Source organism: Microbacterium sp. MEJ108Y, from assembly GCF_000834175.1.
In the GTDB taxonomy this organism is placed as follows: domain Bacteria; phylum Actinomycetota; class Actinomycetes; order Actinomycetales; family Microbacteriaceae; genus Microbacterium; species Microbacterium forte.
In genome coordinates, this window is record NZ_JXQX01000038.1 from 253,470 (window position 1) to 279,014 (window position 25,545).

Annotated in this window: 24 protein-coding genes; 13 read left to right on the top strand and 11 right to left on the bottom strand. The window is 67.6% G+C overall.

The features are described 5' to 3' along the window. Nucleotides 1-20: 20 nt before the first annotated feature. The 3 genes from RU09_RS16125 to RU09_RS16135 form a co-directional block, all read right to left on the bottom strand. On the bottom strand, nucleotides 21-1,649 hold the full coding sequence (locus RU09_RS16125) for an extracellular solute-binding protein (RefSeq protein ID WP_042541876.1): 1,629 nt from the start codon (nucleotides 1,647-1,649) through the stop codon (nucleotides 21-23). A gap of 65 nt (nucleotides 1,650-1,714) precedes the next feature. Continuing rightward, nucleotides 1,715-2,698 carry a carbohydrate ABC transporter permease gene (locus RU09_RS16130; protein ID WP_231567638.1) on the bottom strand — a complete coding sequence of 328 codons (984 nt, stop codon included), beginning with the start codon at nucleotides 2,696-2,698 and terminating at the stop codon, nucleotides 1,715-1,717. Then, nucleotides 2,695-3,669: an ABC transporter permease gene (locus RU09_RS16135; RefSeq protein WP_082041173.1), complete on the bottom strand. Its 975-nt coding sequence runs from the start codon at nucleotides 3,667-3,669 to the stop codon at nucleotides 2,695-2,697. The genes RU09_RS16130 and RU09_RS16135 overlap by 4 nt, the downstream gene beginning before the upstream one ends. Before the next feature lie 164 nt (nucleotides 3,670-3,833). On the opposite strand from RU09_RS16135, the gene RU09_RS16140 reads away from it, so the two are divergent. The 3 genes from RU09_RS16140 to RU09_RS16150 all read left to right on the top strand — a co-directional run bounded on the left by RU09_RS16140 (nucleotide 3,834) and on the right by RU09_RS16150 (nucleotide 9,250). After that, nucleotides 3,834-6,038, top strand: coding sequence for an alpha-galactosidase (locus RU09_RS16140; RefSeq protein ID WP_042541877.1), 2,205 nt, complete (start codon nucleotides 3,834-3,836; stop codon nucleotides 6,036-6,038). A 56-nt stretch (nucleotides 6,039-6,094) separates the two neighbouring features. Then, the gene (locus RU09_RS16145) at nucleotides 6,095-8,764 is read left to right on the top strand and encodes a X2-like carbohydrate binding domain-containing protein (RefSeq protein ID WP_082041174.1); all 2,670 of its coding nucleotides are present in this window, start codon (nucleotides 6,095-6,097) and stop codon (nucleotides 8,762-8,764) included. A gap of 84 nt (nucleotides 8,765-8,848) precedes the next feature. Next, complete coding sequence (locus RU09_RS16150; RefSeq protein ID WP_042541878.1) at nucleotides 8,849-9,250, top strand: RidA family protein; 402 nt, start codon at nucleotides 8,849-8,851, stop codon at nucleotides 9,248-9,250. A 20-nt stretch (nucleotides 9,251-9,270) separates the two neighbouring features. Here RU09_RS16150 and RU09_RS16155 read toward each other — a convergent pair whose 3' ends face one another. The 5 genes from RU09_RS16155 to RU09_RS16175 all read right to left on the bottom strand — a co-directional run bounded on the left by RU09_RS16155 (nucleotide 9,271) and on the right by RU09_RS16175 (nucleotide 13,330). After that, nucleotides 9,271-10,347, bottom strand: coding sequence for a DNA polymerase IV (locus RU09_RS16155; protein ID WP_042541879.1), 1,077 nt, complete (start codon nucleotides 10,345-10,347; stop codon nucleotides 9,271-9,273). 62 nt (nucleotides 10,348-10,409) lie between these two features. After that, nucleotides 10,410-10,802 (bottom strand): DUF1304 domain-containing protein, encoded by a 393-nt coding sequence (locus RU09_RS16160; RefSeq protein ID WP_042541880.1) that lies wholly within the window; start codon nucleotides 10,800-10,802, stop codon nucleotides 10,410-10,412. 29 nt (nucleotides 10,803-10,831) lie between these two features. Then, entirely contained in the window at nucleotides 10,832-11,725 is an 894-nt protein-coding gene (locus RU09_RS16165) for a CPBP family intramembrane glutamic endopeptidase (protein WP_042541881.1), read from the bottom strand. After that, nucleotides 11,722-12,447 carry a tRNA (guanosine(46)-N7)-methyltransferase TrmB gene (gene trmB / locus RU09_RS16170; RefSeq protein ID WP_042542162.1) on the bottom strand — a complete coding sequence of 242 codons (726 nt, stop codon included), beginning with the start codon at nucleotides 12,445-12,447 and terminating at the stop codon, nucleotides 11,722-11,724. The genes RU09_RS16165 and trmB overlap by 4 nt, the downstream gene beginning before the upstream one ends. Nucleotides 12,448-12,490: 43 nt before the next feature. Then, nucleotides 12,491-13,330, bottom strand: coding sequence for a DUF3097 domain-containing protein (locus RU09_RS16175; protein ID WP_042541882.1), 840 nt, complete (start codon nucleotides 13,328-13,330; stop codon nucleotides 12,491-12,493). A gap of 122 nt (nucleotides 13,331-13,452) precedes the next feature. Between RU09_RS16175 and RU09_RS16180 the strand changes: the two genes are divergently transcribed. From RU09_RS16180 to RU09_RS16195, 4 genes are all read left to right on the top strand, one after another. Next, nucleotides 13,453-15,501: a TPM domain-containing protein gene (locus tag RU09_RS16180; RefSeq protein ID WP_042541883.1), complete on the top strand. Its 2,049-nt coding sequence runs from the start codon at nucleotides 13,453-13,455 to the stop codon at nucleotides 15,499-15,501. 55 nt (nucleotides 15,502-15,556) lie between these two features. After that, nucleotides 15,557-16,300, top strand: coding sequence for a PspA/IM30 family protein (locus tag RU09_RS16185; protein WP_042541884.1), 744 nt, complete (start codon nucleotides 15,557-15,559; stop codon nucleotides 16,298-16,300). Between the two features lie 67 nt (nucleotides 16,301-16,367). Then, entirely contained in the window at nucleotides 16,368-17,171 is an 804-nt protein-coding gene (locus RU09_RS16190; RefSeq protein WP_042541885.1) for an arginase family protein, read from the top strand. Continuing rightward, nucleotides 17,168-17,614: a hypothetical protein gene (locus tag RU09_RS16195; protein WP_042541886.1), complete on the top strand. Its 447-nt coding sequence runs from the start codon at nucleotides 17,168-17,170 to the stop codon at nucleotides 17,612-17,614. The genes RU09_RS16190 and RU09_RS16195 overlap by 4 nt, the downstream gene beginning before the upstream one ends. 104 nt (nucleotides 17,615-17,718) lie before the next feature. On the opposite strand, the gene RU09_RS16200 is transcribed toward RU09_RS16195, so the two are convergent. The 3 genes from RU09_RS16200 to RU09_RS16210 are packed head-to-tail and all read right to left on the bottom strand — an operon-like array spanning nucleotide 17,719 to nucleotide 19,418. Beyond that, entirely contained in the window at nucleotides 17,719-18,189 is a 471-nt protein-coding gene (locus RU09_RS16200) for an SIP domain-containing protein (RefSeq protein ID WP_042541887.1), read from the bottom strand. Nucleotides 18,190-18,222: 33 nt separating this feature from the next. Continuing rightward, nucleotides 18,223-18,945: a tyrosine-protein phosphatase gene (locus tag RU09_RS16205; RefSeq protein WP_042541888.1), complete on the bottom strand. Its 723-nt coding sequence runs from the start codon at nucleotides 18,943-18,945 to the stop codon at nucleotides 18,223-18,225. Beyond that, nucleotides 18,942-19,418 carry a carboxymuconolactone decarboxylase family protein gene (locus tag RU09_RS16210; protein WP_042541889.1) on the bottom strand — a complete coding sequence of 159 codons (477 nt, stop codon included), beginning with the start codon at nucleotides 19,416-19,418 and terminating at the stop codon, nucleotides 18,942-18,944. Before RU09_RS16210 ends, RU09_RS16205 begins: the two co-directional genes overlap by 4 nt. A 171-nt stretch (nucleotides 19,419-19,589) precedes the next feature. Between RU09_RS16210 and RU09_RS16215 the strand changes: the two genes are divergently transcribed. From RU09_RS16215 to RU09_RS16240, 6 genes are all read left to right on the top strand, one after another. Then, a complete protein-coding gene (locus tag RU09_RS16215; protein WP_042541890.1) occupies nucleotides 19,590-20,516 on the top strand; it encodes an alpha/beta fold hydrolase in 927 nt (308 codons plus the stop codon). A gap of 93 nt (nucleotides 20,517-20,609) precedes the next feature. Then, the gene (locus tag RU09_RS16220; protein WP_042541891.1) at nucleotides 20,610-22,130 is read left to right on the top strand and encodes an ABC transporter substrate-binding protein; all 1,521 of its coding nucleotides are present in this window, start codon (nucleotides 20,610-20,612) and stop codon (nucleotides 22,128-22,130) included. Nucleotides 22,131-22,143: 13 nt separating this feature from the next. Beyond that, a complete protein-coding gene (locus RU09_RS16225; RefSeq protein WP_042541892.1) occupies nucleotides 22,144-23,091 on the top strand; it encodes an ABC transporter permease in 948 nt (315 codons plus the stop codon). Then, nucleotides 23,091-23,957, top strand: a complete 867-nt coding sequence (locus RU09_RS16230; protein ID WP_042541893.1) for an ABC transporter permease — start codon at nucleotides 23,091-23,093, stop codon at nucleotides 23,955-23,957. Before RU09_RS16225 ends, RU09_RS16230 begins: the two co-directional genes overlap by 1 nt. Beyond that, a complete protein-coding gene (locus RU09_RS16235) occupies nucleotides 23,954-24,745 on the top strand; it encodes an ABC transporter ATP-binding protein (protein WP_042541894.1) in 792 nt (263 codons plus the stop codon). Before RU09_RS16230 ends, RU09_RS16235 begins: the two co-directional genes overlap by 4 nt. Further along, nucleotides 24,742-25,536 (top strand): ABC transporter ATP-binding protein, encoded by a 795-nt coding sequence (locus RU09_RS16240; RefSeq protein ID WP_082041175.1) that lies wholly within the window; start codon nucleotides 24,742-24,744, stop codon nucleotides 25,534-25,536. Before RU09_RS16235 ends, RU09_RS16240 begins: the two co-directional genes overlap by 4 nt. Nucleotides 25,537-25,545 lie beyond the last annotated feature (9 nt).

Here is a 25,545-nt window from a genome sequence, read left to right on the forward strand (position 1 = left end):
CCCGCGCACCTCATGGTCGATCAGAGTGCGTCGTAGGCCGCCTGCAGCAGCTCCAGGTAGCGTGCGAGTCCGAGCCCCTCGATGTCGGCGACGTAGGCGTCCCACGCGGCGTCGTCTGCGATGTCGCGCTGTCCGGTGACGAACTCCGCCTGCGCCTGCGTGATGTAGGTGGCGATGTTCGTCTGCAGCTCCGCGAGCTCGGCAGAGGTCTCGAGGTCGGGCCACAGCTTCTCGACCGGGAAGAGCACGCTCTCGTCGGGTGCGAACGGCTCGTACTCCTGCGTCGCATAGAGCAGACGTCGCTCGTAGCCGTCCGGCGTGTAGATGTCCTCAGGCACCACCTGCGCGTTGCGGAACTCGAGCGAGTCCCAGTACTGCGACATCGAACGCCACGCGGCATTGGAGGTCTCGTCGTAGGTGACGGGACGGAAGGTCGGCTCGAGCTCCGGGTCGAGCGCGAGATCGCCCTCTTCAGCCGGCACCCAGGCCTCGCCCTCGGGCCCCATGGATGCGCGGATCTGCCCCTCGTCCGTGGCGAGGTAGTCGAGCAGCTTGATCGCCTCGATGCGCTCCTCCTCGGTCGACTTGTTCGTGAGGGCGAAGGTCCCCACCGGGTTCACGGGCGATCGCCAGGTGGCGAGCTGCGTGCCGTCCGGCCCTGCGAGGGGTGCCACCGCGTCGTAGTTCTTGTCGCGACCGTCCGGCGAGTCCGCCGAGACGAAGACGTAGGGGTGCAGAGTGACGGCGGAGCCGAGGATCTGCGCATCCGCACTGTCGCCGAGCGCCTTCAGCGCGTCGCCGTTCTGAGTGAACGCCGCCGTGTCGAGCAGCCCTTCCTGGGCGAGCGAGGTGATGTACTCCAGCCCTGCGCGCCAGCTGTCCGAGGTGGCGTTCAGCACGACCTCGTCGCCGTCGAGCACGAGCGGCGGCGGACTGGAGGGCCCGCCGACGGGTGCATAGGTGAAGGCGTTCATCAGGTAGTTGATGATGGGCTCCGACGCCGATCCGCTCAGCGGCACCTCGTCGGCCGCGCCGTTGCCGTTCGGGTCCCCGTCCTTGAAGGCACGCAGCACCGTGCGCAGCTCCTCGGTGGTGGTCGGCTGCTCGAGTCCCAGCGCGTCGAGCCACGTCGTGTTCATCCAGAGCTTCGACGGGTAGCTGCAGTGGAAGCACTCGCTCCACTGGGTGATGGCGTAGATGTGACCGTCCGGCGCGGTGACCGACTGCTCCCAGTCGGGTTTCTCCTCGAAGCGCTTCTTGAGGTTCGGCGCGTGCTCGTCGATCAGGTCCTCCAAGGGCATGAGCACGCCCTGCTGGCCGTATTTGAGGATCTCGTTTCGCGAGAATCCGTCGACCCACGGCACGAGGAAGTAGGCGTCCGGATAGTCACCGCTGGCGAGCGAGATCTGGCGCTTCTCTCCCGCGACGCTGCCGTCATAGGTGGTGGTCTGCCAGTCGAAGTCGATGTCGAACTTCTTCTCGACCTCCTGGGTGAAGAGGTTGTCCTTGAGCGAACCGTTCTCGCCCTGTGGGCCGAATGCGACCAGCTGGCCGTTGTCGTCGCTCGACGGGGTGCAGGCGGCGAGCGCCAGTCCCGTCGCGACGACGGTGACCGCTGCGATCGCCCCTCGTGTGATGCGGTGTGTCATTGCCGGAATCTCCTTTGACCGGTTCAGGTGTGCGGGTGTGTGTGGTGGGTCTGAGTGGGGTCTGATCAGCCTTTGACGGCGCCGACCATGATCCCCTTGCTGAAGTGCTTCGCGACGAACGGGTAGACGATGAGCATCGGGACCGTCGCGATGATCACGGTCGAGTACTTCAGCAGGTCTGCGAGCTCTCGGCGCTCGAGCTGTGCGGCGAGATCGCCACCGCCTCCGCCGTCGTTGAGGATGAGGATGCCTCGGAGCACCAGCTGCAGCGGCTGCAGATCGGCGTCGCGCAGGTAGAGGAGGGCGTCGAAGTACGAGTTCCACTGCATGATGGCGTACATCAGTGCGATGACCGCGAGGAGAGGCTTCGCGAGCGGCAGCACGATGGTCCAGAGGATCCGCAGCTCGCTCGCGCCGTCCAGCTGCGCGGCCTCGTACACCTCGTCGGGGATCGACGTCCGGAAGTAGACCATCGCGATGATCACCTGCCAGACACCGATCGCGTTGGGGAGGAGCATCGACCATCGCGTGTCGAGCAGACCGAGCGACTGCACCACGATGTACATCGGGATGACTCCACCCGAGAACAGCATCGTGAACACGACGCCTCCCGTGAGGGTCTTGCGGCCGAAGAGGTTGGCCCGCGACAACGGGTAGGCGATGGCGACGGTGCCGGCGACGCTGATGACGGTGCCGGCCACGGTGTAGAACACCGAGTTGCCGAATCCTCGGAGAATCGCCGGGTTGTTGAGCGCCTCCGTGTAGCCGCGGAGCGTGAACTCGACGGGCCAGAACAGCACACGCCCGGATGAGACCGCCTGGGGACTCGAGAACGAGCTGGCGACGATGTTCAGCAGGGGCAGGAGCACGACGAGCAGGAAGACCGTGAGCAGCAGGTAGGCGGCGATCACGAAGACGCGATCCGCGCGGGTCTCTTTGACCTTCACGCCGGAGGTCAGGGGGTCGCGCCGGCGCCGACCGCGTCCCCTGCCGGACGAGACGACGATCTCCTCGGTGAGGAGAGGCTGTTCTCTGATCACAGTGCTCACCACAACCCGCTTCCGTTCACTCGCTTGGATATGCCGTTGACGACGAGCAGCAGCAGCAGGCTGATGACGGCGTTGAAGAGCCCGATGGTGGCTCCGAGGCTGAAGTTCGCATTGAGGATGCCCGTCTTGTAGACGTAGGTCGGGATGATCTCCGAGGTCGAGAGGTTGAGCGCGTTCTGCAACAGGAACGCCTTCTCGAATCCGATCGCCATGATGTTGCCGACACCGAGTATCAGGATGATCGTGGCGGTGGGCAGGAGCGAGGGGAGGTCGACGTACCAGATCTTCTGCAGTCGCGAGGCGCCGTCGATCTTCGCGGCCTCATAGAGCGAGGTGTCGACCGAGGCCAGAGCCGCGAGGTAGATGACGGCCGAGTAGCCGGTCGTCGTCCAGATGTCGGTCGCCACGTAGATATGGCGGAAGAAGTCGGCACTCGCCAGCAGATCGACCTGTCCGGCACCGAAGAAGCTGAGAGTGCGCCCGAGGATCCCCACTCTCGGCGACAGCAGCAGGATCGTCATCGACACGATCACGACCGTCGAGATGAAGTAGGGGGCGTAGGTCACGAGCTGCACGGTGCGTGTGAAGAACCGCAGCCTGACCTCGTTCAGCATGATCGCGAGGATGATCGGAAGAGGGAAGCTCGCGATGAGCGTGTACACGGCAAGGATGAAGGTGTTGCCGATCAGCTTCGGAAACACGGGATTGCGGAAGAGCGCCGCGAAGTTGTCGAACCCGACCCACGGGCTCCCCCACACGCCGTCGATGGGGTTGTAGTTCTTGAACGCGATCACGGCGTTGGCCATGGGCACGTATCGGAACACGATGAACCAGATGACGGGCAGTAACAGCAGCAGGTACAGCTGCCAGTATCGACGCAGACTGCGGGCGAACCGGGAACGTGCGTCGGTACGTCGAGGAGCCGGTGTCGAGACCTCGACCGGTGGTGCGTGCTCAGCACTGAGCTTCATGATCGCCCTCCCAGGGCAGGGTTACTTTACGACGTAATAAAATCACGTGCAGCGGAAAAAGTAAACGCCGACTTTCGCGGCGGAGATTTCTGCGGATCGCTTGCACCTCCCTCGCAAACGTGATTTATTGACGGTGTCAAGTAACTACCGGAGGGTCTTATCCCATGACTTCCCGTGCCGACACCGTCGTCGCACTCCGCGCCTCAGGCGTCGTATTCGTTCTCCAGATCTCCGCCCCCATCCCCCGTGTCCTGCACTGGGGCGCAGACCTCGGCGAGTACACAGCGGCGACGGCATACGCGCTGGCGCTGACCGCCAGCCCCGCTCAGCTCAACAACTCCCCCGACATCCCCCGCTCGTTCTCCGCTCTGCCCACGGAGTACGAGGGCTGGTCAGGAACACCCGCACTGTCCGGACACGCGCAGGGCCGCGCGACGACGCCGCGACCACGGCTCGTTCGGCACGACGTGGTCATCCCGTCAGACGGAGTCGGCGGCCGCATCGCGCTCGAGTTCGAGGACGAGGTCTGCGGCATCCGCACCGAGCTGCGGTATCACCTCGACGCGCACGGAGTGCTCGCCGTCGACGCCTCGCTGACCAGAGCCGCAGAACTCAGCCCGCGGATCGGAGACACCGCGTATACGGTCGGCGCGTTCCTCGCCCTGCTCCCCCTTCCCGAACGCGCGACGGAGATCCTGGATTTCACGGGCAAGTGGTGTCGTGAGCGGTCTCCGCAGAGGTCGCCGTTCGGGTTCGGAACGCACCTGCGGTCCGCACACCGTGGCAAGCCCGGCCATGACTCTCCCTTCCTCTTCGCGGCCGGCACCGAGGGCTTCGGATTCGGTCACGGCGAGATCTGGGCCGTGCACCTCGCATGGAGCGGCGAGCAGCAGTACCTCGCTGAGCGCCTTCCCGAGGGCGCGGGGGCATTCAGCTCGGTCCTCGGCGCCGGCGAGGACCTGCACCCGGGCGAGATCATCCTCGAGGACGGCGAGCGCTATGACGCGCCGACCGCCCTGTTCGTCTGGTCAGACGACGGCCTCGACGCGATCAGCGATCGACTGCACCGGCGACTTCGCGCGCGGGACTCGCACCCGCGCGGCCCGCGCCCGCTGGTCCTCAACACCTGGGAGGCCGTCTACTTCGATCACGACCTCGCCCGCCTGACTGCCCTGATCGAGAGGGCTGCAGAGGTGGGTGTCGAGCGCATCGTCCTCGACGACGGCTGGTTCCGCGGTCGGCGGGAGGCGGATGCCGGCCTCGGCGACTGGTTCGTCGATGAGGACGTCTGGCCGCAGGGACTCAGCCCGCTGGTCGATGTCGTCCGCGCACACGGCATGCAGTTCGGCCTGTGGTTCGAACCCGAGATGATCAACCTCGACTCCGACCTCGCCCGGTCGCATCCTGACTGGGTCCTCGGGCCCGCCGAAGGATTCGGGCCCGAATCCCGATCACAGCACGTGCTGGACATCGCCAGGCCCGAGGCATACGAATACCTTCTCGAACGCATCGACGCGCTGGTCCGCGAGCATTCGATCGACTACCTCAAGTGGGACCACAACCGCGACCTCCTCGAGGCGGTGAGTCGCGGCACCGATGGCGATCGTCCGAGTGTGCATCGGCAGACCGAAGCGCTCTACCGGCTGCTCGACGAGCTCCGCCTGCGCCACCCGGACCTCGAGATCGAGACGTGCTCGGGTGGCGGCGGTCGGGTCGACCTCGGAATCCTCGACCGCACCGATCGCGTGTGGGCATCCGACTGCAACGATCCGGTCGAGCGGATCCAGATCGAACGGTGGACGCGCACGATCGTGCCACCCGAACTGATCGGATCTCACCTCGGGGCCGCTCGCTCGCACACCACGGCGCGGACCACCGATCTGTCGTTCCGTCTCGTCACGTCGCTCACGGCTCACGCCGGCATCGAGCAGGACCTCACATCGGTGGACGACGACGAGCTGGCCGCGATCGCCCGCTGGGCCGGCATGTACCGGGAGTTCCGCGACCTGCTGCACAGTGGTCGCGTGGTGAACGCAGACCTCGCCGATCAGGCGACCTCGCTCTCGGGGATAGTCGCCCAGGACGGTTCCGCGGCGCTGTTCACGTGGAGCAGGTTCGCGACCTCGGCGGCGGGTCAGTCGGGTCGAGTGCGCTTCCCCGGGCTCGATGCGCACGCGGCGTACAGCGTCCGGATCCGCGAGGACCTCGGCTCCGCGAGTCGGCACGGGGGCGACCCCGTGTGGGTGACCACCGCTCTGGCGGGCGCGATCGACCTGCCGGGAGTGGTCCTGAGCACTGTGGGGGTTCCTCTCCCGACCCTCAACGCGCAGCAGGCGATGCTCATCGAGATCCGGCGCACCGACAGCTGACACCCCGACTCTTCCTTCCCATCCACACGACAGAGCAGTCGAACGAGAGGAAAGCAATGAAGACCCATCGACAGAGAAGGCGAGCGGCCTCGATCACCGGGGCACTCGCCGCAACCGCACTCGTCCTGAGTCTCGCCCCCGGCGCGACCTGGGCGACTGCGGCGACGCCCACCCCGACGCCTGCGCCGGAAGCGACCCCGGTCTCCACGCCGTCACCACCCGCGGAGGACTCTCCCGAGACGCCGCCCCCGGCGGAGGACTCTCCCGAGACGCCGCCCCCGGCGGAGGAATCCCCCGAGACCACGCCCCCGACGGAGGATCCGACGCCGACCGAATCCGAGCCCGCCCCCTCGGCCTCGCCCGATGCCACCCAGGCACCGCCGGCGAAGGAGGCGGCGAAAGCCACGTCGGACGCCGACGACGGGATCTCCGAGCTGTCCGCGAAGCCCTACATGGGCTGGAGCAGCTACAGCATGCAGGTCTACGAGGGCGGCCAGTGGATCACCGCCGATCAGATCATGGCGCAGTCCGATGCCATGCACGACAAGCTGCAGGACTTCGGCTACGAGTACATCAACATCGACGCAGGGTGGAACGGCGGCCAGGACGAGTACGGACGCCCGATACCCAGCACGACGCTGTTCCCCGACGGGCTGGATGCCGTGATCGACCACGTGCACGGCAACGGCCAGAAGGTCGGCCTGTACCTCATCCCCGGCATGAGCCTGGAGACCGCTCAGAAGGCGCTTCCGATCCACAACGCGCCGGGCTGCACCACCGAGAACCTGCTCAAGCAGCCCCTGCAGCAGGGTGACTACTGGGGCTTCGGCTACCGCTTGGATTTCGACAACCCCTGCACGCAGAAGTACATCGACTCGATCGCCGACCTGCTCGGCGAGTGGGGTGTGGACTTCATCAAGTTCGACAGCGTGACGCCCGGTTCCGGCATCGGCGACCTCTCGATGGATGCTCGCGAGGAGGTGGCCGCCTGGTCTGAGGCTCTCGAACGCAACGGCATCTGGTTCGAGCTGTCGTGGGCGGTCGACATCAACTACGCCGACTACTGGAAGCAGTACGCCGACGGCTGGCGCATCGACTGGGACGTCGAGTGCTATTGCGGCGACGAGGCGCTGACGACCTGGGAGAACGTCGCGCGTCTGTTCCCGCGGCTCTCCGACTGGTGGCGCCACGCCGGACCCGCCGGATGGAACGACCTCGACTCCCTCAATGTCGGAAACGGCAGGATGGACGGCCTCACCCGCGACGAACGGCGCACGGCGACGACGCTGTGGGCGACATCTGCCGCCCCGATGTACCTCGGCAACGACCTCACGAACCTCGACGAGTTCGGCCTCGACCTGATCACCAATCGCGAGGTCATAGCCGTGAACCAGGCGGGTGTCCCCGCGCGACCGGTCTCGACCGGCACGAAGCAGCAGGTCTGGTACGCACTCAACCCCGATGGCACATATACGGTCGCGCTGTACAACCTCGGTCGTGCAGATGCCGACATCACCGTCGACTGGTCTGACATCGGTCTCGACGGATCCGCGAAGATCCGCGACCTCTGGGCCGGCAAGAACCTGGGCACGGAGGCCGACGGCTTCACAGCCGAGAGCGTGCCGATCCATGGTGTGCGTCTGCTGAAGGTGACGCCAGCGAAGCAGGCCGTGCTCACGGTGAACGATGACTCGCTGCGCGTCGGCTACGACGGAGACTGGATCCGCAACGACGGCAACGAAGTCCCGGCGACATCGCAGCCGTTCACCGTCGCCGTGTCCGACACCCCGGGGGGTGGCACGCCCACCCCGCCCGCCACAGGTCTCACGGTGACGCTGAACGACGACGATGCACGCATCGGCTACAGCGGCTCGTGGGGGGACAGCAACAATCGAGGACTCGGCGATCACGGCGACGATGTGCACTACGCAGAGACCAACGGAGCGGCGTTCGAGTACACGTTCCAAGGCACCGGCATCCAATACGTCACCGAGAAGCACGAGTCGCAGGGAGAGGTCGAGATCTACCTCGACGGTCAGCTCGTGGAGACCGTGGACACGTCGCTTCCTGCGGCGGACGGCCGACTCTCGCAGCAGGTCGTCTACGGCGTCGCCGACCTCGCGAGCGGGAGCCACACCCTGCGTGTGGTGAAGAAGTCCGGCTCCTTCATGCTCCTCGACAAGCTGGTCGTCACGCTCGACAGCCAGCTGAGCACGACCTCGGGAGCCTTCAACAAGGCCGCGCCCGCCGATGTCGCCGTCGACGTGCTGCGGGATCCCGGCGAGCTCGCCTCGATCAGTGTCGCCGGCGATGCGCTCGAGCGCGACGTCGACTTCACGCTGTCAGGCAGCACGGTCACGATCCGCTCGTCGTACCTTGCGACGCTTCCCGTCGGCGATACGATCCTGGACTTCGACTTCACGGGAGACCACCTCGATGACGTGCACGCCACCGTGGCTGACGGAGCGTCCGTGGCATTCAGCTTCCGCGGAACCGGCGTCTCGTGGATCGGTCCGAAGGGCCCTGACCAGGGCACGGTCGACGTCTACATCGACGGCAAGAAGGTCGAGAGCATCGACACTCACAACGAATCGCGCGTCTCGACCCAGGAGCTGTTCTCCGTCTCGGGTCTGAAAGACAAGGAGCACACGATCAAGATCGTGAAGACGTCGGGAGACGTGCTGCGCACGGACGTGTTCCGGTACACGGTCAAGAAGGTCGGCTGATCACTGCCGGGGCGGGCCTCGCGCCCGCCCCGGCAGCACCCGTGCGCCTCGCGGATGTCCGCGTCCGGGTGCATACTCTGCGGCATGGAGATCACACTCGCACAGCCCGCGGGACTCGTCGTGAGCCCCGCATTCAGTCATGTCGCCGTCGTCCCCCCAGGGGCCACGACGATCCACATCGGCGGCCAGAACGGCGTCGACGAGACCGGCGCGCTCGTCTCGGCGGATGCCGCCGAGCAGTCGCTCCGAGCGGTTCAGAACGCCCGCATCGCCCTCGAGTCAGCGGGCGCGAGCCTCGACGACGTCATCAGCTGGACCATCTATATCCATCAGGATGCTGATCTGCGCGCTGCCTACGGCGCCGTCGCATCCACGCTCGCGCGCGACGGCGCCCCTCCCCTGGTGACCGCAGCCCTGGTGGCCGGTCTCGGCGTCCCCGGAGCAGTGATCGAGGTGAGCGCGATCGCCGCTGTCATCCGCGAATGACCTGACCCGGCGTCAGCTGTTCAGATTCTGCCCCGCACCGGCGTCCGCTCGGCCGAGTCGCCGCCGTCCGGCATGGCCATCTCGGCGCGAACACCGAGCAGTCGCACCTCACGGTCGCGATCGAGCGTGTCACCGAGAGCGAGAGCCGCATCGACGACCTCGGCCCGCTCGGTCGTCGGCTCTGACAGCTTGCGACCGAAGGTCTTCGTCTCGAACGGTGCGTAACGCACCTTGAGGTGCACGCGGACGACCGCGCGCCCCTCGGAGGCGCAGTCGTCGAAGGCCTGCCCGGCCAGATCGACCAGCGCCGACCGCACCTCCGCGGGCGTCGTGAGGTTCTGCTGGAAGGTCGTCTCACGGCTGTGGCTGCGTGCCACCCAGGGGGTGCTGTCGACCACAGCAGGTCCGAGACCCGACCCCAGACCGTGATACCAGACGCCCATCCGGGGACCGAACTCCGCGGTGAGCTGGCCCTCATCGGCCTCGCCCAGCTCACGGACGGTCGTGATGCCGTGGGCTGCGAGCCTCTTCTGCACCTTCGGCCCCACACCCCAGAGCCCCCGCGTGGGCTTGTCACCCATCACCTCGAACCAGTTGTCGGCGGTGAGCCGGAACACTCCTCGGGGCTTGCCGAACTCGGTGGCGATCTTGGCGCGCACCTTGTTGTCTCCGATACCGACCGAGCAGTGCAGCCCGGTCGCCTCGAGCACCGCGCTCTGAGCGAGGCGCGCGATCCCCTCAGGATCATCGGTCGTGACGCCGAGGAAGCACTCGTCCCAGCCGATGACCTCGAGCACCACCCCTGGCAGCGCGCGCAGCGTCGACATCACCTCCGTCGACGCCGACTCGTAGGCGTCGTGATCCACCGGCAGGAAGACAGCGTTCTCGGGCGCCTTGCGCGCCGCGATCTTCAACGGCATCCCGGATCCGATGCCGAACTCGCGCGCCTCGTACGACGCCGTCGACACGACGGCTCGCTCCGTGGGATCCCCCCTGCCGCCGACGATCACAGGGAGCCCCGCGAGCTCGGGTCTGCGCAGCACCTCGACCGCAGCGATGAACTGGTCCATGTCCACGTGCAGAACCCAGTCGCTCATGCATCGAGTGTGGCCCGTGTCACTCGGGAAGTCACCCCTCGCACACGATCAGCGCGCGGTGCTCAGCTGATCGAGATGCCGATCGCCGTCGCGATCACGGCGAGCAGCGGCAGAGTGCCCTGCATCGCGGCCGCCCGCAGCTTGGTGCGGTCGGAGAGCACGAGCACCAGTGCCGCGGCGAGCATCATCCCCGTGCCGGCGAAGACCAGAGTCAGCCCGATCGTCGTGAGGCCGATGATCACGAAGCCGACGCCGAGCAGCGCGGTCAGCGCCAGGAAGAGGTTGTAGAAGCCCTGATTGAAGGCGAGGGCCTTCATCGTGACGGCGTCGGCCTCGCTGGCGACGCCGAAGATCTTCCTCGTCTCAGGTTCGGTCCACTTGAGCGATTCGAGCGCGAAGATGAAGACGTGGAAGGCGGCAGCGGCCGCGGCGAGGACGAGTCCGACGATGAGCATGACTCGATCGTATCGACCCTCGCGTGCTGTCAGATCAGGAAGATCGGCAGCAGCCCGGGGTTGTGCGCGTGCACGAGCACGGCGAAGACGACAGCGTCGAAGAGCAGATGCACGGTCACGACATAGGCGAGCGAGTGCGTCCGCATGAAGATGAACCCCTGCAGTAGCGCGAACGGGATGGTGAGCAGCGGACCCCACTCGCGGTAGCCGAGCTCCCACAGGAAGGAGACGAACACGATCATCTGCAGCACGTTGGCGAGGGCATCGGGAAAGTGTCTGCGCAGCAGTGCGAACACGGTGCAGATGAAGAACAGCTCGTCCCAGATGCCGACTGCGCCGACGCCGACGAACAGCCGCGCGATGAGCTCGGGCGAGTCGACGACCGGCCAGTTCTGATAGACCCCGCTCGTGATGAAGTAGAAGGGCAGGATCAGCCAGCCGAGCACCAGGACCGCCACCAGCCAGCCCCATTGCAGGCGCCCCCATCGCCGGTGTGCACGCCAGGGGAAACCGATCGCCCGATCTCGGAAGACGAAGCGCGAGACGACGTACGGCACGGCGACCGCACCTCCGAGCGCCAGCGTGAAGCGCAGCATCGCCAGGTTGTCGAGCTCCGCCGCCAGCGGGATGACGCTCACGATGAGCATTCCGAGCGCGATCAACGAGAGGTCCCGGGTGAGCGAAGGCCGACGACTCGCTCCGATCACGCGAGCGCTCTCAGGCCGCGCGCCGACGGTCGCCGTCTGATCCGGGGACGAGGGCACACGCCGTTCGACCAGCCAGGCGGCGCCGACGCCGAGCGCGAGCAGCACCCAGCCGAGCCAGGCGATCTGCACGACGAAGAACGCCGGTGCCGCAAGGCACACGAGCAGCGCAGGTGCGACGGCGGGCCAGGTGGTCGACGTGCGCTGGATGTCGATCACGCGCGCGGCTTCCGCCGATACACGAGATCGCGGATGTCGCGCCCCTTGGCGATCCCCTTGCGCTCGAAAGCCGTCATGACTCGTCCGTCGAACCGCTCCGCCCAGTCACCGTCGAAAGCGCGCTCGAACAGCGGCTCGTCGTCGAGCACGTCGCGCATCTGGAGGGCGTAGTCCTCCCAGTCGGTCGCCAGGCGGAGGAGACCTCCGTCGCGAAGCGCGCGGGCGGCGGTGTCACCGAACCCCTGGCGGACGAGCCGGCGTTTGGTGTGCTTCTTCTTGTGCCACGGGTCGGGGAAGAAGATCCAGACCTCCGCTGCGGCTTCCTCGGGCAGGTAAGACGACAGCACCTCCGGCGCATTCGCCTCGACCACACGCACGTTGCGTGCGCCCTCGCGGTCGGCATCGAGCATCGTCCTCGCCAGCCCGGCGCGAAAGACCTCGACGGCGAGGAAGTCGTCATCGGGTCGCGACGACGCCGCGGCGACGATGGCGTGCCCCTGGCCGGATCCGATCTCGACGAACAGATCGGCCGCCCGTCCGTATTCGACGGTCGGGTCGAGCCTTGCTTCAGGGTGCACCGAGGTCCACGCGACATCACGAGGGACATCCAGGAGGTAGTGCGGTCCGAGCTCTTCGAACGCGCGTTCCTGCGCGTCGGACATCCGGCCGCTGCGGCGCACGAAGGAGACCGGTTCGTCGCGGAAGGTGCGGGGTTCGGGCATGCTTCCAGGGTAGTCGGCGGCGATCGACGCCACAGACCGCGGATCAGGGCGCGGGCGCGGTGACGAAGTCGATCAGCTCTTCGACCCGGCCGAGGAGCGCGGGCTCGAGGTCGCGATACGTGTGCACCTTCGACAGGATGTGCTGCCAGGCCCGACCGGTGTCGCCCTGCGTCTCGTATGGCCAGCCGAACGCACGACAGATCCCGGTCTTCCAGTCCGTCCCCCGGGGGATCTCCGGCCACTTCGCGATTCCGAGAGCCCGCGGGGTGACGCACTGCCAGACGTCGACGAACGGATGGCCGACGATGCGTACGTGCTTTCCATGCGGTCCGCGGGCGACCGCATCGGCGACGCGCGACTCCTTCGACCCCGGCACGAGATGATCGACGAGCACCCCGTAGCGCCGGGAGGCGGTCGGCGGCTCGGCGGCGAGCAGCTCATCGAGCAGATCGACTCCCTGCAGGAACTCGACGACCACGCCCTCGACCCGCAGATCTGCGCCCCACACCTTCTCGACGAGCTCGGCGTCGTGCTTGCCCTCCACCAGGATGCGGCTGGGCAGTGCGACCCTGGCTCGCTGGTCAGCGGCCACGAAGGATCCGGATGCCGTGCGCCGGAGTCCCTGCTCCTTCGCTGCGGGGACTGTGAGGCGAACAGGCGATCCGTCGATCAGGAACCCGCCGCCCAGGGGGAAGAGGCGCTTGCGCCCGACTCGGTCTTCGAGCTCGACGTTGCCGCCCTGCACCCGCGTGACCGCTCCGCAGAATCCGTCCTGCGCGACCTCGACGACGAGATCGAGCTCGGCCGCAACCTGAGGAACCGGCTTCGCTGCGCGCTCACGCCAGCCGGCCGCGAGCACATCCGATCCATACCTGTCGTCCATGCCATCCAGCGTATGTGTCTCCGCTGAGGGCGAACGGCTATCCCCGCTCGGAAGCTGTCGCGTGTCGGTCTCAGTGCATAGACTCGTGCCATGGGGCTCGGCTGCCGGTCGGAGGGAACACGATGAAGACACGGTGGCTCGCGCTGGCCGCGCTGACCGCGGCAGCGGCCGCAGGGGCGTTCTCCGCCTCGGCCGCGTCTGCGACCGATCCGGTCACTCTCGACTCGGGGTACGTGACCGACGACGCCGACGTCCTCAGCGCGAGCGAAGAGGATGCTGTCGAGGCGCGACTCCAGACGCTCAGCGACAACTCCTCCTCCGACCTCTTCGTCGTCCTCGTCGACGACTTCACCTCGCCGTCCGACAACGTCGCCTGGGCCGACACCGTCGCAGAGAGCAACAACCTCGGCTCCGAGCAGTATCTTCTCGCCATCGCGGTGGACGGACGCAGCTACTACATCTCGGCCGCCCCCGACGGTCCGCTCAGCGACAGCAAGCTCGACGATGTGGAAGACAAGATCCAGGGCCTGGCCGCACAGGAGGACTGGGAGGGCATGATCGTCCTCGCTGCCGACGAGATCGAGGGTGACGGCGGGGCGGGCGCTCTGCGAGCCACCCTGATCGTGGTCGCTGTCATCGCACTCGGCCTGGTCGTGTGGCTCGTCATCGCGCTCGTACGCCGCTCGCGGAGGAACGCCGAGATACGCAGGCGAGGGGCCATGCCGGAGAAGCCCGATCCGAACGATCCGTTCTCGACTCTGACCGACGAGCAGGTGCAGACGCAGGCAGGTGCTGCCCTCGTGCAGGCCGACGATGCGATCACCTCGAGCCGGGAAGAGCTCGGCTTCGCCGTCGCGCAGTTCGGCGAAGCGGCCACCTCGGCGTTCACCGGCGCCGTCGAGACCGCCAAGGCCAAGATGTCGGAGGCCTTCGATCTCAAGCAGAAGCTCGACGACGAGATCGAGGACACCGTCCACGATCGTCGCGCGTGGCACATCCGCATCATCCAGATCTGCGACGAGATCGACGATGTTCTCGACGAGAACACCGAGGCGTTCGACGCCCTTCGCAAGCTCGAGCAGAATGCACCGCAGGAGCTCGAGCGAGTGAAGGGTGAGCGGGCAGCGCTCCAGCCTCTCCTCGACGGCGCGGCCGCTGCTCTCTCGGCTCTCGCCGACACCTACGACTCGACGGCTCTGTCGACCGTCGCAGACAACCCGGCGCAGGCCCAGGAGCGCGCGCTGCTCGCAGACCGTTCGATCGAGGCCGCAGCACAGGCGATCGCCGCGGGAAGATCCGGCGAGGCCGCCTTCGCGATCCGCACGGCCGAGCAGTCCGTCGCACAGGCGGCTCAGCTGGTTCAGGCGATCACCGCGCTCGGCTCCGAGCTGACGGACATCGAAGCGCAGGCGCAGGCCCTGGTGACTGAGCTGCAGGCAGACGTCGCCGCCGCGCAGCAGCTGCCAGACCCTGACGGAGCGATCGCCTCGGTCGCCACGGCGACCGTCCGCCAGCTGCAGCTGGCCCAGACCGGCCTCGCCGGAGCCTCACGCGACCCCCGGCGGGTGCTCGACGCCCTCACTGCCGCGAACACGCAGATCGATGCCGCGATCGCCCAGGGCACGCAGGCCGCGGAGCGTACCCGTCGAGCCCAGCAGATGCTCGAGCAGACGCTGACCCAGGCCGGCTCCGAGATCCGCGCGACCCGTGAGTACATCGAGACGCGCCGCGGCACGGTCGGGTCGACCGCACGCACCCGGCTGTCGCAGGCCGAGGCCTCCCTCACCCAGGCACTGAACCTGCGCGCGACCGACCCCGTGGCGGCGCTCACCGAAGCCGGTCGCTCGCTCGATCTCGTCCGTCAGGCCACGTCGTCCGCGCAGGCCGACGTCGAGGCGATGAATCCGAGCCGGTACCAGAACGACAGCTGGGGTGGCGGAGGCGGCAGCATCTTCGGCGGATCCGGTTCCGGCGGCTCCGGCCTCGGCGGCGACATCCTCGGCGGCATCATCGGCGGTCTGCTCTCCGGTGGTGGGGGCGGCGGTGGCTCCTCCCGCAGCAGCAGCTGGCGCTCCAGCGGAGGCGGCGGTTTCCGCAGCTCCGGTTTCGGCGGAGGCGGCGGCAGCCGCTCCAGTGGCCGCAGCGGCCGTTCGGGAGGGCGACGCTTCTGAACCGCACACACATCGACCCCAGACATCGAGTCCGACCCTCTGAAAGGAACCACGCATGACCAAGCAGTCCATCTTCGGACGTATCTCGACCCTCGTCCGCGCGAACATCAACTCCCTCCTGGACTCTGCGGAAGACCCGCAGAAGATGATCGACCAGCTGGTTCGCGACTACACGAACAGCATCGCCGATGCGGAGTCGGCCATCGCAGAGACCATCGGCAACCTGCGCCTGCTCGAGCGCGACCACGAAGAAGACGTCCAGGCGGCCACCGAGTGGGGCAACAAGGCCCTCGCCGCCAGCCGCAAGGCCGACGAGATGCGCACCAAGGGCGACGCGGCCGACGCCGACAAGTTCGACAACCTCGCGAAGATCGCTCTTCAGCGTCAGATCAGCGCCGAGCGCGAGGCGACCGGGGCCGAGCCCCAGATCGCGGCACAGACCGAGATCGTCGACAAGCTCAAGTCCGGCCTCAACGGCATGAAGGACAAGCTCGGCGAGCTCAAGAACAAGCGCAGCGAGCTGCTCGCCCGCGCGAAGGTCGCCGAGGCGCAGACGAAGGTCCAGGACGCGGTCTCGTCGATCAACGTCCTCGACCCCACCAGCGAGCTGGGCCGTTTCGAAGACAAGGTCCGCCGCCAGGAGGCCCTTGCCCAGGGCAAGATCGAACTCGCGGCCTCCAGCCTCGACGCGCAGTTCGAGAGCCTCGAAGACCTCGGTGAGCTCACCGAGGTCGAGGCTCGTCTCGCCGAGCTGAAGGCGGGCGGCTCCGCCCCTCGTCAGGCCATCGAAGGCTCCTGATACACCTGCGGGTGCCTCGGATCCTCGTGTCCGAGGCACCCGCTCCTCTTCACAGCTGGAGGCACCCATGGTGCGTTTCCTCGTCGTCCCGCAATGGCAGGGCTCCCCTGCCCCGCGCGCGATGCTCCTCGTCGACGGCGCCTCGGCGATCGCCGGCGACCTTCCGCGCGCGGCGACCACCGTGCTCGATGTGCCGGTGGAGGCGGGCGAGTCCCTGGGCACGGGCGTTCGACGCCTCAGCGCGCTTCTTCGCACCAGAGAACTCGTCGATGCGAGCATGACGGCCGACACGGTGATCATCGGCGGCGACTGCAGCGTGACGGTCGCCGCCCTGGCAGCTCTCCCCGGCGGCACCGATGACCTCGCCGTCGTGTGGTGCGACGCCCATGCCGATATGCACACGCCCGACACCTCCCCCTCCGGCGCGTTCTCGGGCATGGCGCTCCGAGCCGTGCTGGGCGAGGGAGAACCTCAGCTCACGCTCGCGCCCGGAATCGCACGCGATCGAGTGGTCACGGTGGGCATGCGCAATCTCGACGATGCCGAGGTCACTGCTCTCGACAGACTCACGCAGCTCTCCGTCGAAGATCTCGACTCGCCTGATGCCCTGGCCGACGCGGTCGAGGCGACCGGCGCACGCCGCGTATGGGTGCACATCGACGTCGACGTGCTCGATCCCGCCGAGATCGCCGGCGTCTCCTCCCCTGCCCCGTTCGGGCTCGCGCCTGCGGCCCTCAGCGCAGCGATCCGCGCGCTGCGGTCACGCGTGCCGCTGGCCGGCGCGACCATCGCCGGATTCGCCCCGCGGTCGCCCGCCGATGCGGTCGACGACCTGGGAGCGCTGCTCCGCCTCGTCGGTGCTGTCGCATGACGGCTGACTGGCGGCCCGCTGCCGAGCTCGCCCTGGCGCGCGGTCGACGACTCGACCGGAGAATCCCCTCGTTCCTCCTCCGCTCGCCGGTCAGTCGGATCGGATACTGGTGGGGCACGGCGGTCGGCTGGATCTGGGGCTCACTGTGGAGCACGGGCCCCGTGGAACGACGAGCAGGCCTCTGGGTGTTCCGAGGGATGCCGAACTGGACGTTCAATCGCGGCGGGGTCTGCGTGGGCGGCTGCTTCCTCACCGGTGACGCCCGACCCAGCGACGCGATGCTGCGCCACGAGGCGGTGCACAAAGCACAGTGGCTGCGCTATGGATTCCTGCTTCCGGTGCTCTATCTCTTCGCAGGCCGGGATCCCCTGCACAACCGCTTCGAGATCGAAGCGGGCCTCGAAGACGGCAACTACGTCCGCCGCAGCCGCCCTCAGCCGTAGACGGGCAGAGCCCTGATCCGTAGAGGGCAGAGCTCTCAGCTGCACACAGGCAGAGCCATCAGCCGTAGACGGGCGGAGCCCTCAGCCGTAGACGGGCAGAGCCCTCAGCGGTCGACGGGAAGAAGTCCGAACCGTTCGGGGGCGTAGATCTGAGCGGGCTGGATGTCGAGGGTGCCGGTCAGGTGCTCGACGATGTCGGCCGTGCCGAGGTAGCCGCCGAGAAGGGTGATGTGGGTCTCGAGCTCGTCGTCGCAGAGCATCTCGTCAGCCCAGGCGCAGGTTGCTCGCGCGAGCGCCTGTCCGGGCGCGCAGGCCCGCCCGGTTCCGGGTGCTCCCGATCGCTGGGCTCGAGCGAGCCAGGTGACGGTCATGCGTCCGGGAGCGTCGATCACGCCGATGTCCGATGCGTCGGCGACCTCGATGAAGATCCGGCCCGATGCGCACAGCGGCAGAGTCGTGAGGAAGACCTCGAGTTCGGCGAGCGAATGCTCGTCGGCGGTCACCAGGTGGTGAGCGCGACGACGTGCGGCGCGGCGCTCGGCACGCGTGCTGCGGGTCTCGAGGAAGGTCTCCATGATGCATCCATCATACAGGACGCGAAGGGTTGCCTAACCTTGCTCAGCAACTTCTTCCACGAGCGCCGCCCGAAGAGCCTCGAGCTCCTGATCCGTCATGCCGTTCGCGCGAAGGTAGCCGGCGGCCGAGCCCCACCGCTCGTCGACCTGCTCGAGCAGCGCCCTCATCACGGGCGCAGGCGACTGCGTGGCCAACGCGACCGCGTGCACCGCCTGCGGATGCTGCGACCTCAGGTACGCGGCGATGCGATGCGACCGCTCGGCCGGCAGCAGCGACTCCGTGAGTGCATAGTCCTCGATGATCGCGTCGCGGTCGGCACCGACCGCGGCGAGCGCCAGGGCGACCGTCACCCCGGTGCGATCCTTGCCCACCGTGCAGTGGATCAGGGTCGGCTCGCCGGCGGCGATGATCCGGATGGCGGCGACGAGCCGCTCTCCGCTCTCCTCGAGAAGGTGGAGATAGAGGTCTTCCAGGCTCGTGTCCGTCTCGAAGAACGAACGCACGGATCCGAGGAAGAGCGGAAGGTGGGTGGTGTCCGGCCCTTCGATCTCGGTCGGCTCCGCAGCGACCTCTTCGCCGTCGCGGAGGTCGACGATGTGCGCGACGCGACGACGAACCTCGTTCACGCCCGCCGTGGTGGCGGCGGAGAGCTGGCCTGATCGCAGCAGCATCCCCGAGCGGATCCGCCCGCCGTCTGCGGGGAGTCCGCCGACGTCGCGGAAGTTGTTGACGCCGTCGATGTCGAGGACGCTCATGCCTGCGCCTGTGGGGCGCGGGGCGGGACGGGGTATCGTCCGGCGATGACGACCCGGTTGAAGGCGTTGATCGAGACGCAGGCCCAGCTCAGTGCCGCGTACTCCTTCTCGGTGAAGACTCCGCCGACGCGGTCGTAGACCTCGTCGGAGATGCCCTCTTCGGAGATGAACGTGAAAGCCTCCGCGAGCTCGAGCGCGGCCTCCTCACGGTCGCTGAACACGTCGCTCTCACGCCAGGTCGCGATCTGCATCAGCGTGTCCGTGTCGATGCCGGCCTTGAGGGCTCTGTCGACGTGCAGGCGCGTGCAGTAGCTGCATCCGTTCAGCTGCGAGGAGTGGATCATCACGATCTCCTTGAGCCGATCGTCGATGCCGTTCGCTGCACAGATGTCACCGACCGTACGGGCGAAGGCGTCGAGGGCCTGATAGGCCGCTGGCTCGGTCTTGGAGAGGTGCACTCGCGTCTCGCTCATGCCTCAATGATATTCCGTTGCGCAATCGTCCCGGCGAGTCGCTTTCCACGCAGACGAATGCAGAATGACAACAGTCCTCCGCATCAGGCTTGCGCAATGACACTCTTCACCGCAACCTGTGTTGACACATTGCTCCTGCATTTCCGCACTGCCCCGAGAACAGAGCAGAATATGCAAGTGGCGATCGACACCAGCGAGTTCAGTTATCTTCCCGCACAGGCGCAGGCGATGGGAGTCCCCGTGCCATCCGTCCGACGCGTGACGCTGCCCCTCCCAGACGGCCGTCACGTCAGCGCTCTGCGGTTCGGCGAAGAGACGCCCCGTGTCACGCTGCTGCACGGCGCGGGCCTCAACGCGCACACGTGGGACACGACGGTGCTCGCCCTTCAGCAGCCGGTGCTCGCGATCGACCTCGCCGGACACGGCGATTCATCATGGCGCAGCGACGTCGACTACACCCCTCGCACGCTCGCGGTCGACGTCGCGGCAGCACTCGACGCCTGGACCGACGGAGCGCAGCTGGTCGTGGGCCAGTCGCTCGGCGGCCTCACCGGCGCCGCCCTCGCTGCAGCCCGCCCCGAGCTCGTGTCCGAGCTGATCGTCGTCGACATCACTCCCGGCATCGACACCTCGGCCGGACCAGCCGCCCTGCGCGAGTTCTACGCCGGACCCACCGATTTCGAGACCCGCGACGAGCTCGTCGACCGCGCGATCTCCTTCGGTTTCGGGGGCGCCCGCTCCGACACCGAGCGCGGGGTGTTCCTCAACACCCGTGTGCGCGACGACGGCCGCGTCGAGTGGAAGCACCATTTCGCGCACCTCGCCGCTCAGACACTGGCAGCCCACGGCCCCGGAGACGACTCGGCGCCGTCCCTGCTCCACACGACCGGATGGCAGGATCTGTCGAAGACTACTGCCCCGGTGACGCTCGTCCGCGCCATCGACGGCTTCGTGAGCGAGGCGGATGCGAAGGAGTTCGGCGAGCGCCTGCCCCACGCCCGCGTCACCGCCGTCCACGCCACGCACAACGTCCAGGAGACCGCACCCGCCGAGCTGGCGTCGCTGATCTCCGCATCCCTCGCTTCTCGCGGAATGTGACGTTCCGTTCCACATTCCGCCCTCACGCCCTGACACATCCCTAGGCTCGATCCAACGGCACACAGCAACTGCCGCACCGAGAGGAAACACCCCATGTTCCGACGTACGCGACGACTCGCGCTGATCTCCGCGATCGCGGCGAGCGCCATCGTCCTCACTGCCTGCGCAGGTGCCGCAGAGCCCGAGACCACCGAACCGGTCGGAGAGCCTGATCCGGACGCGACGCTGCAGGTCGGCCTCGTCCTCGAGCCCACCAACCTCGACATCCGTCACACCAGCGGCGCAGCGCTGGAGCAGATCCTGATCGACAACATCTACGAGGGTCTCATCAGCCGCACGCAGGAGAACGAGATCGTGCCGCGACTCGCCTCCGACTACGAGGTCTCCGAAGACGGACTCACCTACACCTTCACGCTGAACGAGGGCATCACCTTCCACAGCGGAACCGCGCTCACCTCCGCCGATGTGGTCTCCTCCTACGAGGCTGTGCGCACCGACGCGACGCTGCAGGGCAATGCCGAGTTCGCCTCGGTGGCCTCGATCACCGCACCGGACCCGACCACGGTGCAGATCGTGTTGACGGCGCCGAACCAGAACTTCCTGTTCTCACTGACCGGTCCTGCCGGTCTCGTGTTCCAGACCGGCGATACGACCGATCTCAAGACGGCCGAGAACGGCACAGGTCCCTTCACCCTCACGCGGTGGAACAAGGGCAGCGCCATCACGTTCGCCCGCAACGAGGCCTACTGGGGCGAGCCTGCGGGCGTCGCCGAGGTCGAGTTCCAGTACATCCCCGACTTCACGGCCGGGGTGAACGCTGCTCTCGATGGCGGCGTCCAGGTGCTCACAGCGGTGGATCCGAATCTCGCCCCGCAGCTCGAGGAGTCCGGCGACTTCACTCTCACGACCGGCCGCACCACCGACAAGGCGACGCTCGCGTTCAACAACGCCAAGGCGCCCCTCGACGACGTCCGGGTGCGCGAAGCGCTGCGCCTCGCGATCGACCACGAGGCTCTGGTCGAGGCTGTCGGCGCGGGCTCGACCCTCTACGGACCGATTCCCGAACTGGACCCCGGTTATGAAGACCTCTCTGACGTCGTCTCCTACGACCCCGAGAAGGCCAAGGAGCTGCTCGCCGAGGCCGGGCAGGAAGACCTCGAGCTCACCCTGACGATCCCGAACTTCTATGGCACGACGGTCCCGAAGGTCCTCATCTCCGACTTCCAGAAGGTCGGAGTCACCCTCGACGTCGACTCGGTCGAGTTCCCGGCCTGGTTGGAGGACGTCTACACCAACCACGACTACGACCTGAGCTTCGTGCTGCACGTCGAGCCGCGCGACTTCGGCAACTTCGCGAATCCCGAGTACTACTTCGGCTACGACAACGCCGAGGTGCAGGGCCTCTACACCGAGGCTATGGCCGAGGTCGACCCCGACAAGTCCGCGGACCTGCTCGCCGAGGCCGCGCGGATCGTCTCCGAGGATCACGCGGCGGATTGGCTGTACAACGGTGCGACGATCACGGCCGTGAGCCCGCTGGTCACCGGGTTCCCCGAGGACTCGATCAACTCGCGCATCAACCTGGCCGGCGTCACCGTCGCCACCGAGAAGTGACGACGCGCACTTCGTGATCCGCTACGCGCTCGTCCGAGGAGCCCTGCTCATCGCAGGGCTCCTCGTCTCGAGTGCGGTGATCTTCCTCACCTTGCGGGTCTTCCCCGGCGACGTCGCGCAGCTGATCGCCGGAACCCAGGCCTCCCCCGCCGAGGTCGAGGCGCTCCGAGAATCGCTGGGCCTCAACCGTCCCCTCCCCGCGCAATACGCCGAGTGGATCGGGGGCCTCTTCCGCGGTGATCTCGGCACGTCTCTGCTCTCCGGTGCATCGGTCGGCGAGGAGCTGCTCGAGAAGGCGCAGGTCACGGTTCCCCTCGGCATCCTGGCCCTCCTGATCGCCGTGCTCATCGCGGTGCCGTTCGGCATCCTGTCAGCCGTGCGGCGCGGCGGCCGCGGAGGCACCGCCCTCAGCGTCGGCGCACAGGCCCTCGCCGCCGTGCCGGTCGTCTGGGCGGGGATGATGCTCATCGTCGTCTTCTCGGTCTGGCTCGGCTGGCTTCCGCCGCAGGGGTTTCCCCGCACGGGGTGGAGCACGCCGTGGAAGGCGATCGAGTCGCTCCTCCTGCCCGCTCTCACGATCGGCATCGTCGAGGGGGCGATGCTCATGCGGTTCGTCCGCAGCGCCACCCTGCAGGCGGCAGGCCAGGACTTCGTCCGCACGGCGGCCGCCAAGGGCCTCACCCGCACCCGCGCCCTCATCTCGCACGGCATCCCCGCAGTGGGCCTGTCGATCATCACCGTGCTGGGACTCCAGATCGCCGGGATCATCGTCGGGTCTGTCGTCATCGAACAGCTCTTCACACTTCCCGGGATCGGACGGATGCTGGTGGCCGACGTCGGCACCCGAGACCTCATCAAGGTGCAGAGCGAACTCCTCGTCCTCACCGGATTCGTGCTCGTGGTCGGATTCCTCGTCGACCTGATCCATCGCGCGATCGATCCGCGCCAGAGGGAGGCCTGATGCCCGGCTGGCTTCCGAGACTGGCGCGATCCGCCACAGGTCGATTCGGCGTGATCGTCGTCGCCGTCGTCGCGCTCACCGCACTCGTCTCGCTGTTCTGGACCCCGTTCGATCCCCAGGAGTCCGACCTGCGCGCTCGCTGGTCGGTCCCGAGCTGGCCTCATCTGCTCGGCACCGACGACACGGGCCGTGACATCCTCAGCCTGCTCATGGCAGGTGCTCGCACGACGGTCTTCGTCAGCATCGGCGCCGGCGTCATCGCGACCTTGGTCGGCATCTCCCTCGCCGCGCTCGGAGCGCTCACCGCCCGCTGGCTGCGAGAGACGGTGGCTGTGCTCGTCGACATCCTGATCGCCTTCCCCGTGCTGCTGATCGCCATGATGATCTCGTCGGTCTGGGGCGGCTCGCTGTGGGTGGTGATCTGGTCGGTCGGCATCGGCTTCGGCGTCAACATCGCCCGCGTCACGAGGCCCGAGCTGCGCCGCGTGCAGCAGAGCGACTTCGTCCTCGCCGCTCGGGCGTCCGGCCTCACGACCGGACAGAGCCTCGCTCGCCACCTTCTTCCGAACGTCGCCCCCGTGTTCATCGTGCAGCTCTCGTGGTCGATGGCGGTCGCGGTGCTCGCCGAGGCCGGCCTGTCGTACCTCGGTTTCGGCGCCTCGGTCACGGAGCCGAGCTGGGGACTCCTGCTCGCCGACCTGCAGCGCTACATCGGCGTGCATCCGCTCTCGGTCATCTGGCCGGGCCTCGCGATCACGATCACCGTGCTGGCGCTCAACCTCCTCGGTGACGGCCTGCGCGAGGCCACCGACCCCACGCTGCGTCACCGCGCGGCCGAGATCCACACACCGGCGGTGATCGCATGACGCTCGAGGTAACGGACCTCGTCGTCCGCATCGACGGACGCCCCGTCGTCGACGGCATCTCGTTCGAGGTGCCGGACGGATCCCGTCTCGGCCTGATCGGTGAGTCCGGCTCCGGCAAGTCGCTCACCGCCCTCGCGGTGCTCGGTCTGCTCCCCGAGGGTGCGGTCGCGAGCGGCAGCATCCGCTGGAACGGCACAGAGCTGATCGGGCTCCCCGACCGCGAGCTCGCGAGACTGCGCGGAGACGAGATCGGGATCGTGTTCCAGGAGCCCCGCACCGCCCTGAACCCGATCCGCACGATCGGCAGGCAGATCGCCGAGTCGATCCGCATCCATGAGGGCATCGGTCGGCGGGAAGCCCGCGAGCGTGCGATCCAGGAGGCTGCGCGCGTGCGGCTGCCCGATCCCGCATCGATCGTCGATCGCTATCCGCATCAGCTGTCGGGCGGTCAGCGGCAGCGTGTCGCGATCGCGATCGCGCTCGCATGCCGGCCACGCCTGCTCATCGCCGATGAGCCGACGACCGCTCTCGACGTCACCATCCAGGCCGAGATCCTCTCGCTGCTGTTGAACCTCGTCGAGGAACAGGGCATGTCCCTCATGTTCATCACGCACGATCTGGCGGTGCTGGCGCAGGTCGCGACCCGTGGCGTCGTCCTCGAAGACGGTCGGGTCGTCGAGGCTGCCCCCGTGAGCACGCTCCTCACCGCCCCGGCGTCGCCGATCACACAGGGGCTCCTCCGCGACGCCACCGCGACGCTCTGGCGTCCTGAAGGAGGTGCGCGATGAGTCTCATCGAGGCGCGGTCGCTGCGGCGCGACTTCGTGATCCCGAAGCGTTCGACGTTCGAGCGCACCCGGCGCCAGACCGCGCTGGCGCCGACCGATCTCGACATCGTCGAGGGATCGTCCGTCGGCATCATCGGCGAATCCGGATCGGGCAAGTCCACCCTCGTCAGGCTGCTCCTCGGTCTCGACCACCCGACGTCCGGCACCGTCACGGTCGACGGGAGAGCGGTGGATGCCACGGCATCCGCGCGGTCCCTGCACTGGCTGCGCCGTCAGACCGGTCTCGTGTTCCAAGACCCCTACGCATCGCTGGACCCGAGGATGACCGCGGCGCAGATCGTCCGCGAGCCGCTGTGGGCGCTCGGTATCGACGAAGATCACCGAGCCAGGGTGCGCGAAGTGCTCGAGCAGGTGGGTCTGGAGCCCGAGATGGGCGATCGATACCCGCACGAGTTCTCGGGCGGGCAGCGGCAGCGCATCGCTTTGGCCAGGGCCATCGTCCACCGTCCGCGCATCCTCGTCGGCGACGAGCCGCTGTCGGCGCTCGATGTGACCGTCCGCGCTCAGATCCTCGAGCTCCTGATCGAGCTGCGGCGCACCGCCGACCTCACGCTCGTCCTGGTGTCGCACGACATCGGCGTGGTGCAGAACCTCTGCGACACCGTCGTCGTGATGAAAGACGGGAGCGTCGTCGAGCGAGGAGCCACCGCAGACGTGCTGCTGCGTCCGACGCAGGACTACACGAAGACGCTGCTCGCGGCGATCCCGGTCATCCCCGCTCCCCCGGCATGAGCGCGATTC

What these genes read in the sequence shown, in the direction of transcription:
- RU09_RS16125 (WP_042541876.1), bottom strand. Translation starts at nt 1,649, where the DNA reads ATGACACACCGCATCACACGAGGGGCGATCGCAGCGGTCACCGTCGTC.
- RU09_RS16135 (WP_082041173.1), bottom strand. Translation starts at nt 3,669, where the DNA reads ATGAAGCTCAGTGCTGAGCACGCACCACCGGTCGAGGTCTCGACACCG.
- RU09_RS16140 (WP_042541877.1), top strand. Translation starts at nt 3,834, where the DNA reads ATGACTTCCCGTGCCGACACCGTCGTCGCACTCCGCGCCTCAGGCGTC.
- RU09_RS16145 (WP_082041174.1), top strand. Translation starts at nt 6,095, where the DNA reads ATGAAGACCCATCGACAGAGAAGGCGAGCGGCCTCGATCACCGGGGCA.
- RU09_RS16150 (WP_042541878.1), top strand. Translation starts at nt 8,849, where the DNA reads ATGGAGATCACACTCGCACAGCCCGCGGGACTCGTCGTGAGCCCCGCA.
- RU09_RS16155 (WP_042541879.1), bottom strand. Translation starts at nt 10,347, where the DNA reads ATGAGCGACTGGGTTCTGCACGTGGACATGGACCAGTTCATCGCTGCG.
- RU09_RS16160 (WP_042541880.1), bottom strand. Translation starts at nt 10,802, where the DNA reads ATGCTCATCGTCGGACTCGTCCTCGCCGCGGCCGCTGCCGCCTTCCAC.
- trmB (WP_042542162.1), bottom strand. Translation starts at nt 12,447, where the DNA reads ATGCCCGAACCCCGCACCTTCCGCGACGAACCGGTCTCCTTCGTGCGC.
- RU09_RS16175 (WP_042541882.1), bottom strand. Translation starts at nt 13,330, where the DNA reads ATGGACGACAGGTATGGATCGGATGTGCTCGCGGCCGGCTGGCGTGAG.
- RU09_RS16180 (WP_042541883.1), top strand. Translation starts at nt 13,453, where the DNA reads ATGAAGACACGGTGGCTCGCGCTGGCCGCGCTGACCGCGGCAGCGGCC.
- RU09_RS16185 (WP_042541884.1), top strand. Translation starts at nt 15,557, where the DNA reads ATGACCAAGCAGTCCATCTTCGGACGTATCTCGACCCTCGTCCGCGCG.
- RU09_RS16190 (WP_042541885.1), top strand. Translation starts at nt 16,368, where the DNA reads ATGGTGCGTTTCCTCGTCGTCCCGCAATGGCAGGGCTCCCCTGCCCCG.
- RU09_RS16195 (WP_042541886.1), top strand. Translation starts at nt 17,168, where the DNA reads ATGACGGCTGACTGGCGGCCCGCTGCCGAGCTCGCCCTGGCGCGCGGT.
- RU09_RS16200 (WP_042541887.1), bottom strand. Translation starts at nt 18,189, where the DNA reads ATGGAGACCTTCCTCGAGACCCGCAGCACGCGTGCCGAGCGCCGCGCC.
- RU09_RS16205 (WP_042541888.1), bottom strand. Translation starts at nt 18,945, where the DNA reads ATGAGCGTCCTCGACATCGACGGCGTCAACAACTTCCGCGACGTCGGC.
- RU09_RS16210 (WP_042541889.1), bottom strand. Translation starts at nt 19,418, where the DNA reads ATGAGCGAGACGCGAGTGCACCTCTCCAAGACCGAGCCAGCGGCCTAT.
- RU09_RS16215 (WP_042541890.1), top strand. Translation starts at nt 19,590, where the DNA reads ATGCAAGTGGCGATCGACACCAGCGAGTTCAGTTATCTTCCCGCACAG.
- RU09_RS16220 (WP_042541891.1), top strand. Translation starts at nt 20,610, where the DNA reads ATGTTCCGACGTACGCGACGACTCGCGCTGATCTCCGCGATCGCGGCG.
- RU09_RS16230 (WP_042541893.1), top strand. Translation starts at nt 23,091, where the DNA reads ATGCCCGGCTGGCTTCCGAGACTGGCGCGATCCGCCACAGGTCGATTC.
- RU09_RS16235 (WP_042541894.1), top strand. Translation starts at nt 23,954, where the DNA reads ATGACGCTCGAGGTAACGGACCTCGTCGTCCGCATCGACGGACGCCCC.
- RU09_RS16240 (WP_082041175.1), top strand. Translation starts at nt 24,742, where the DNA reads ATGAGTCTCATCGAGGCGCGGTCGCTGCGGCGCGACTTCGTGATCCCG.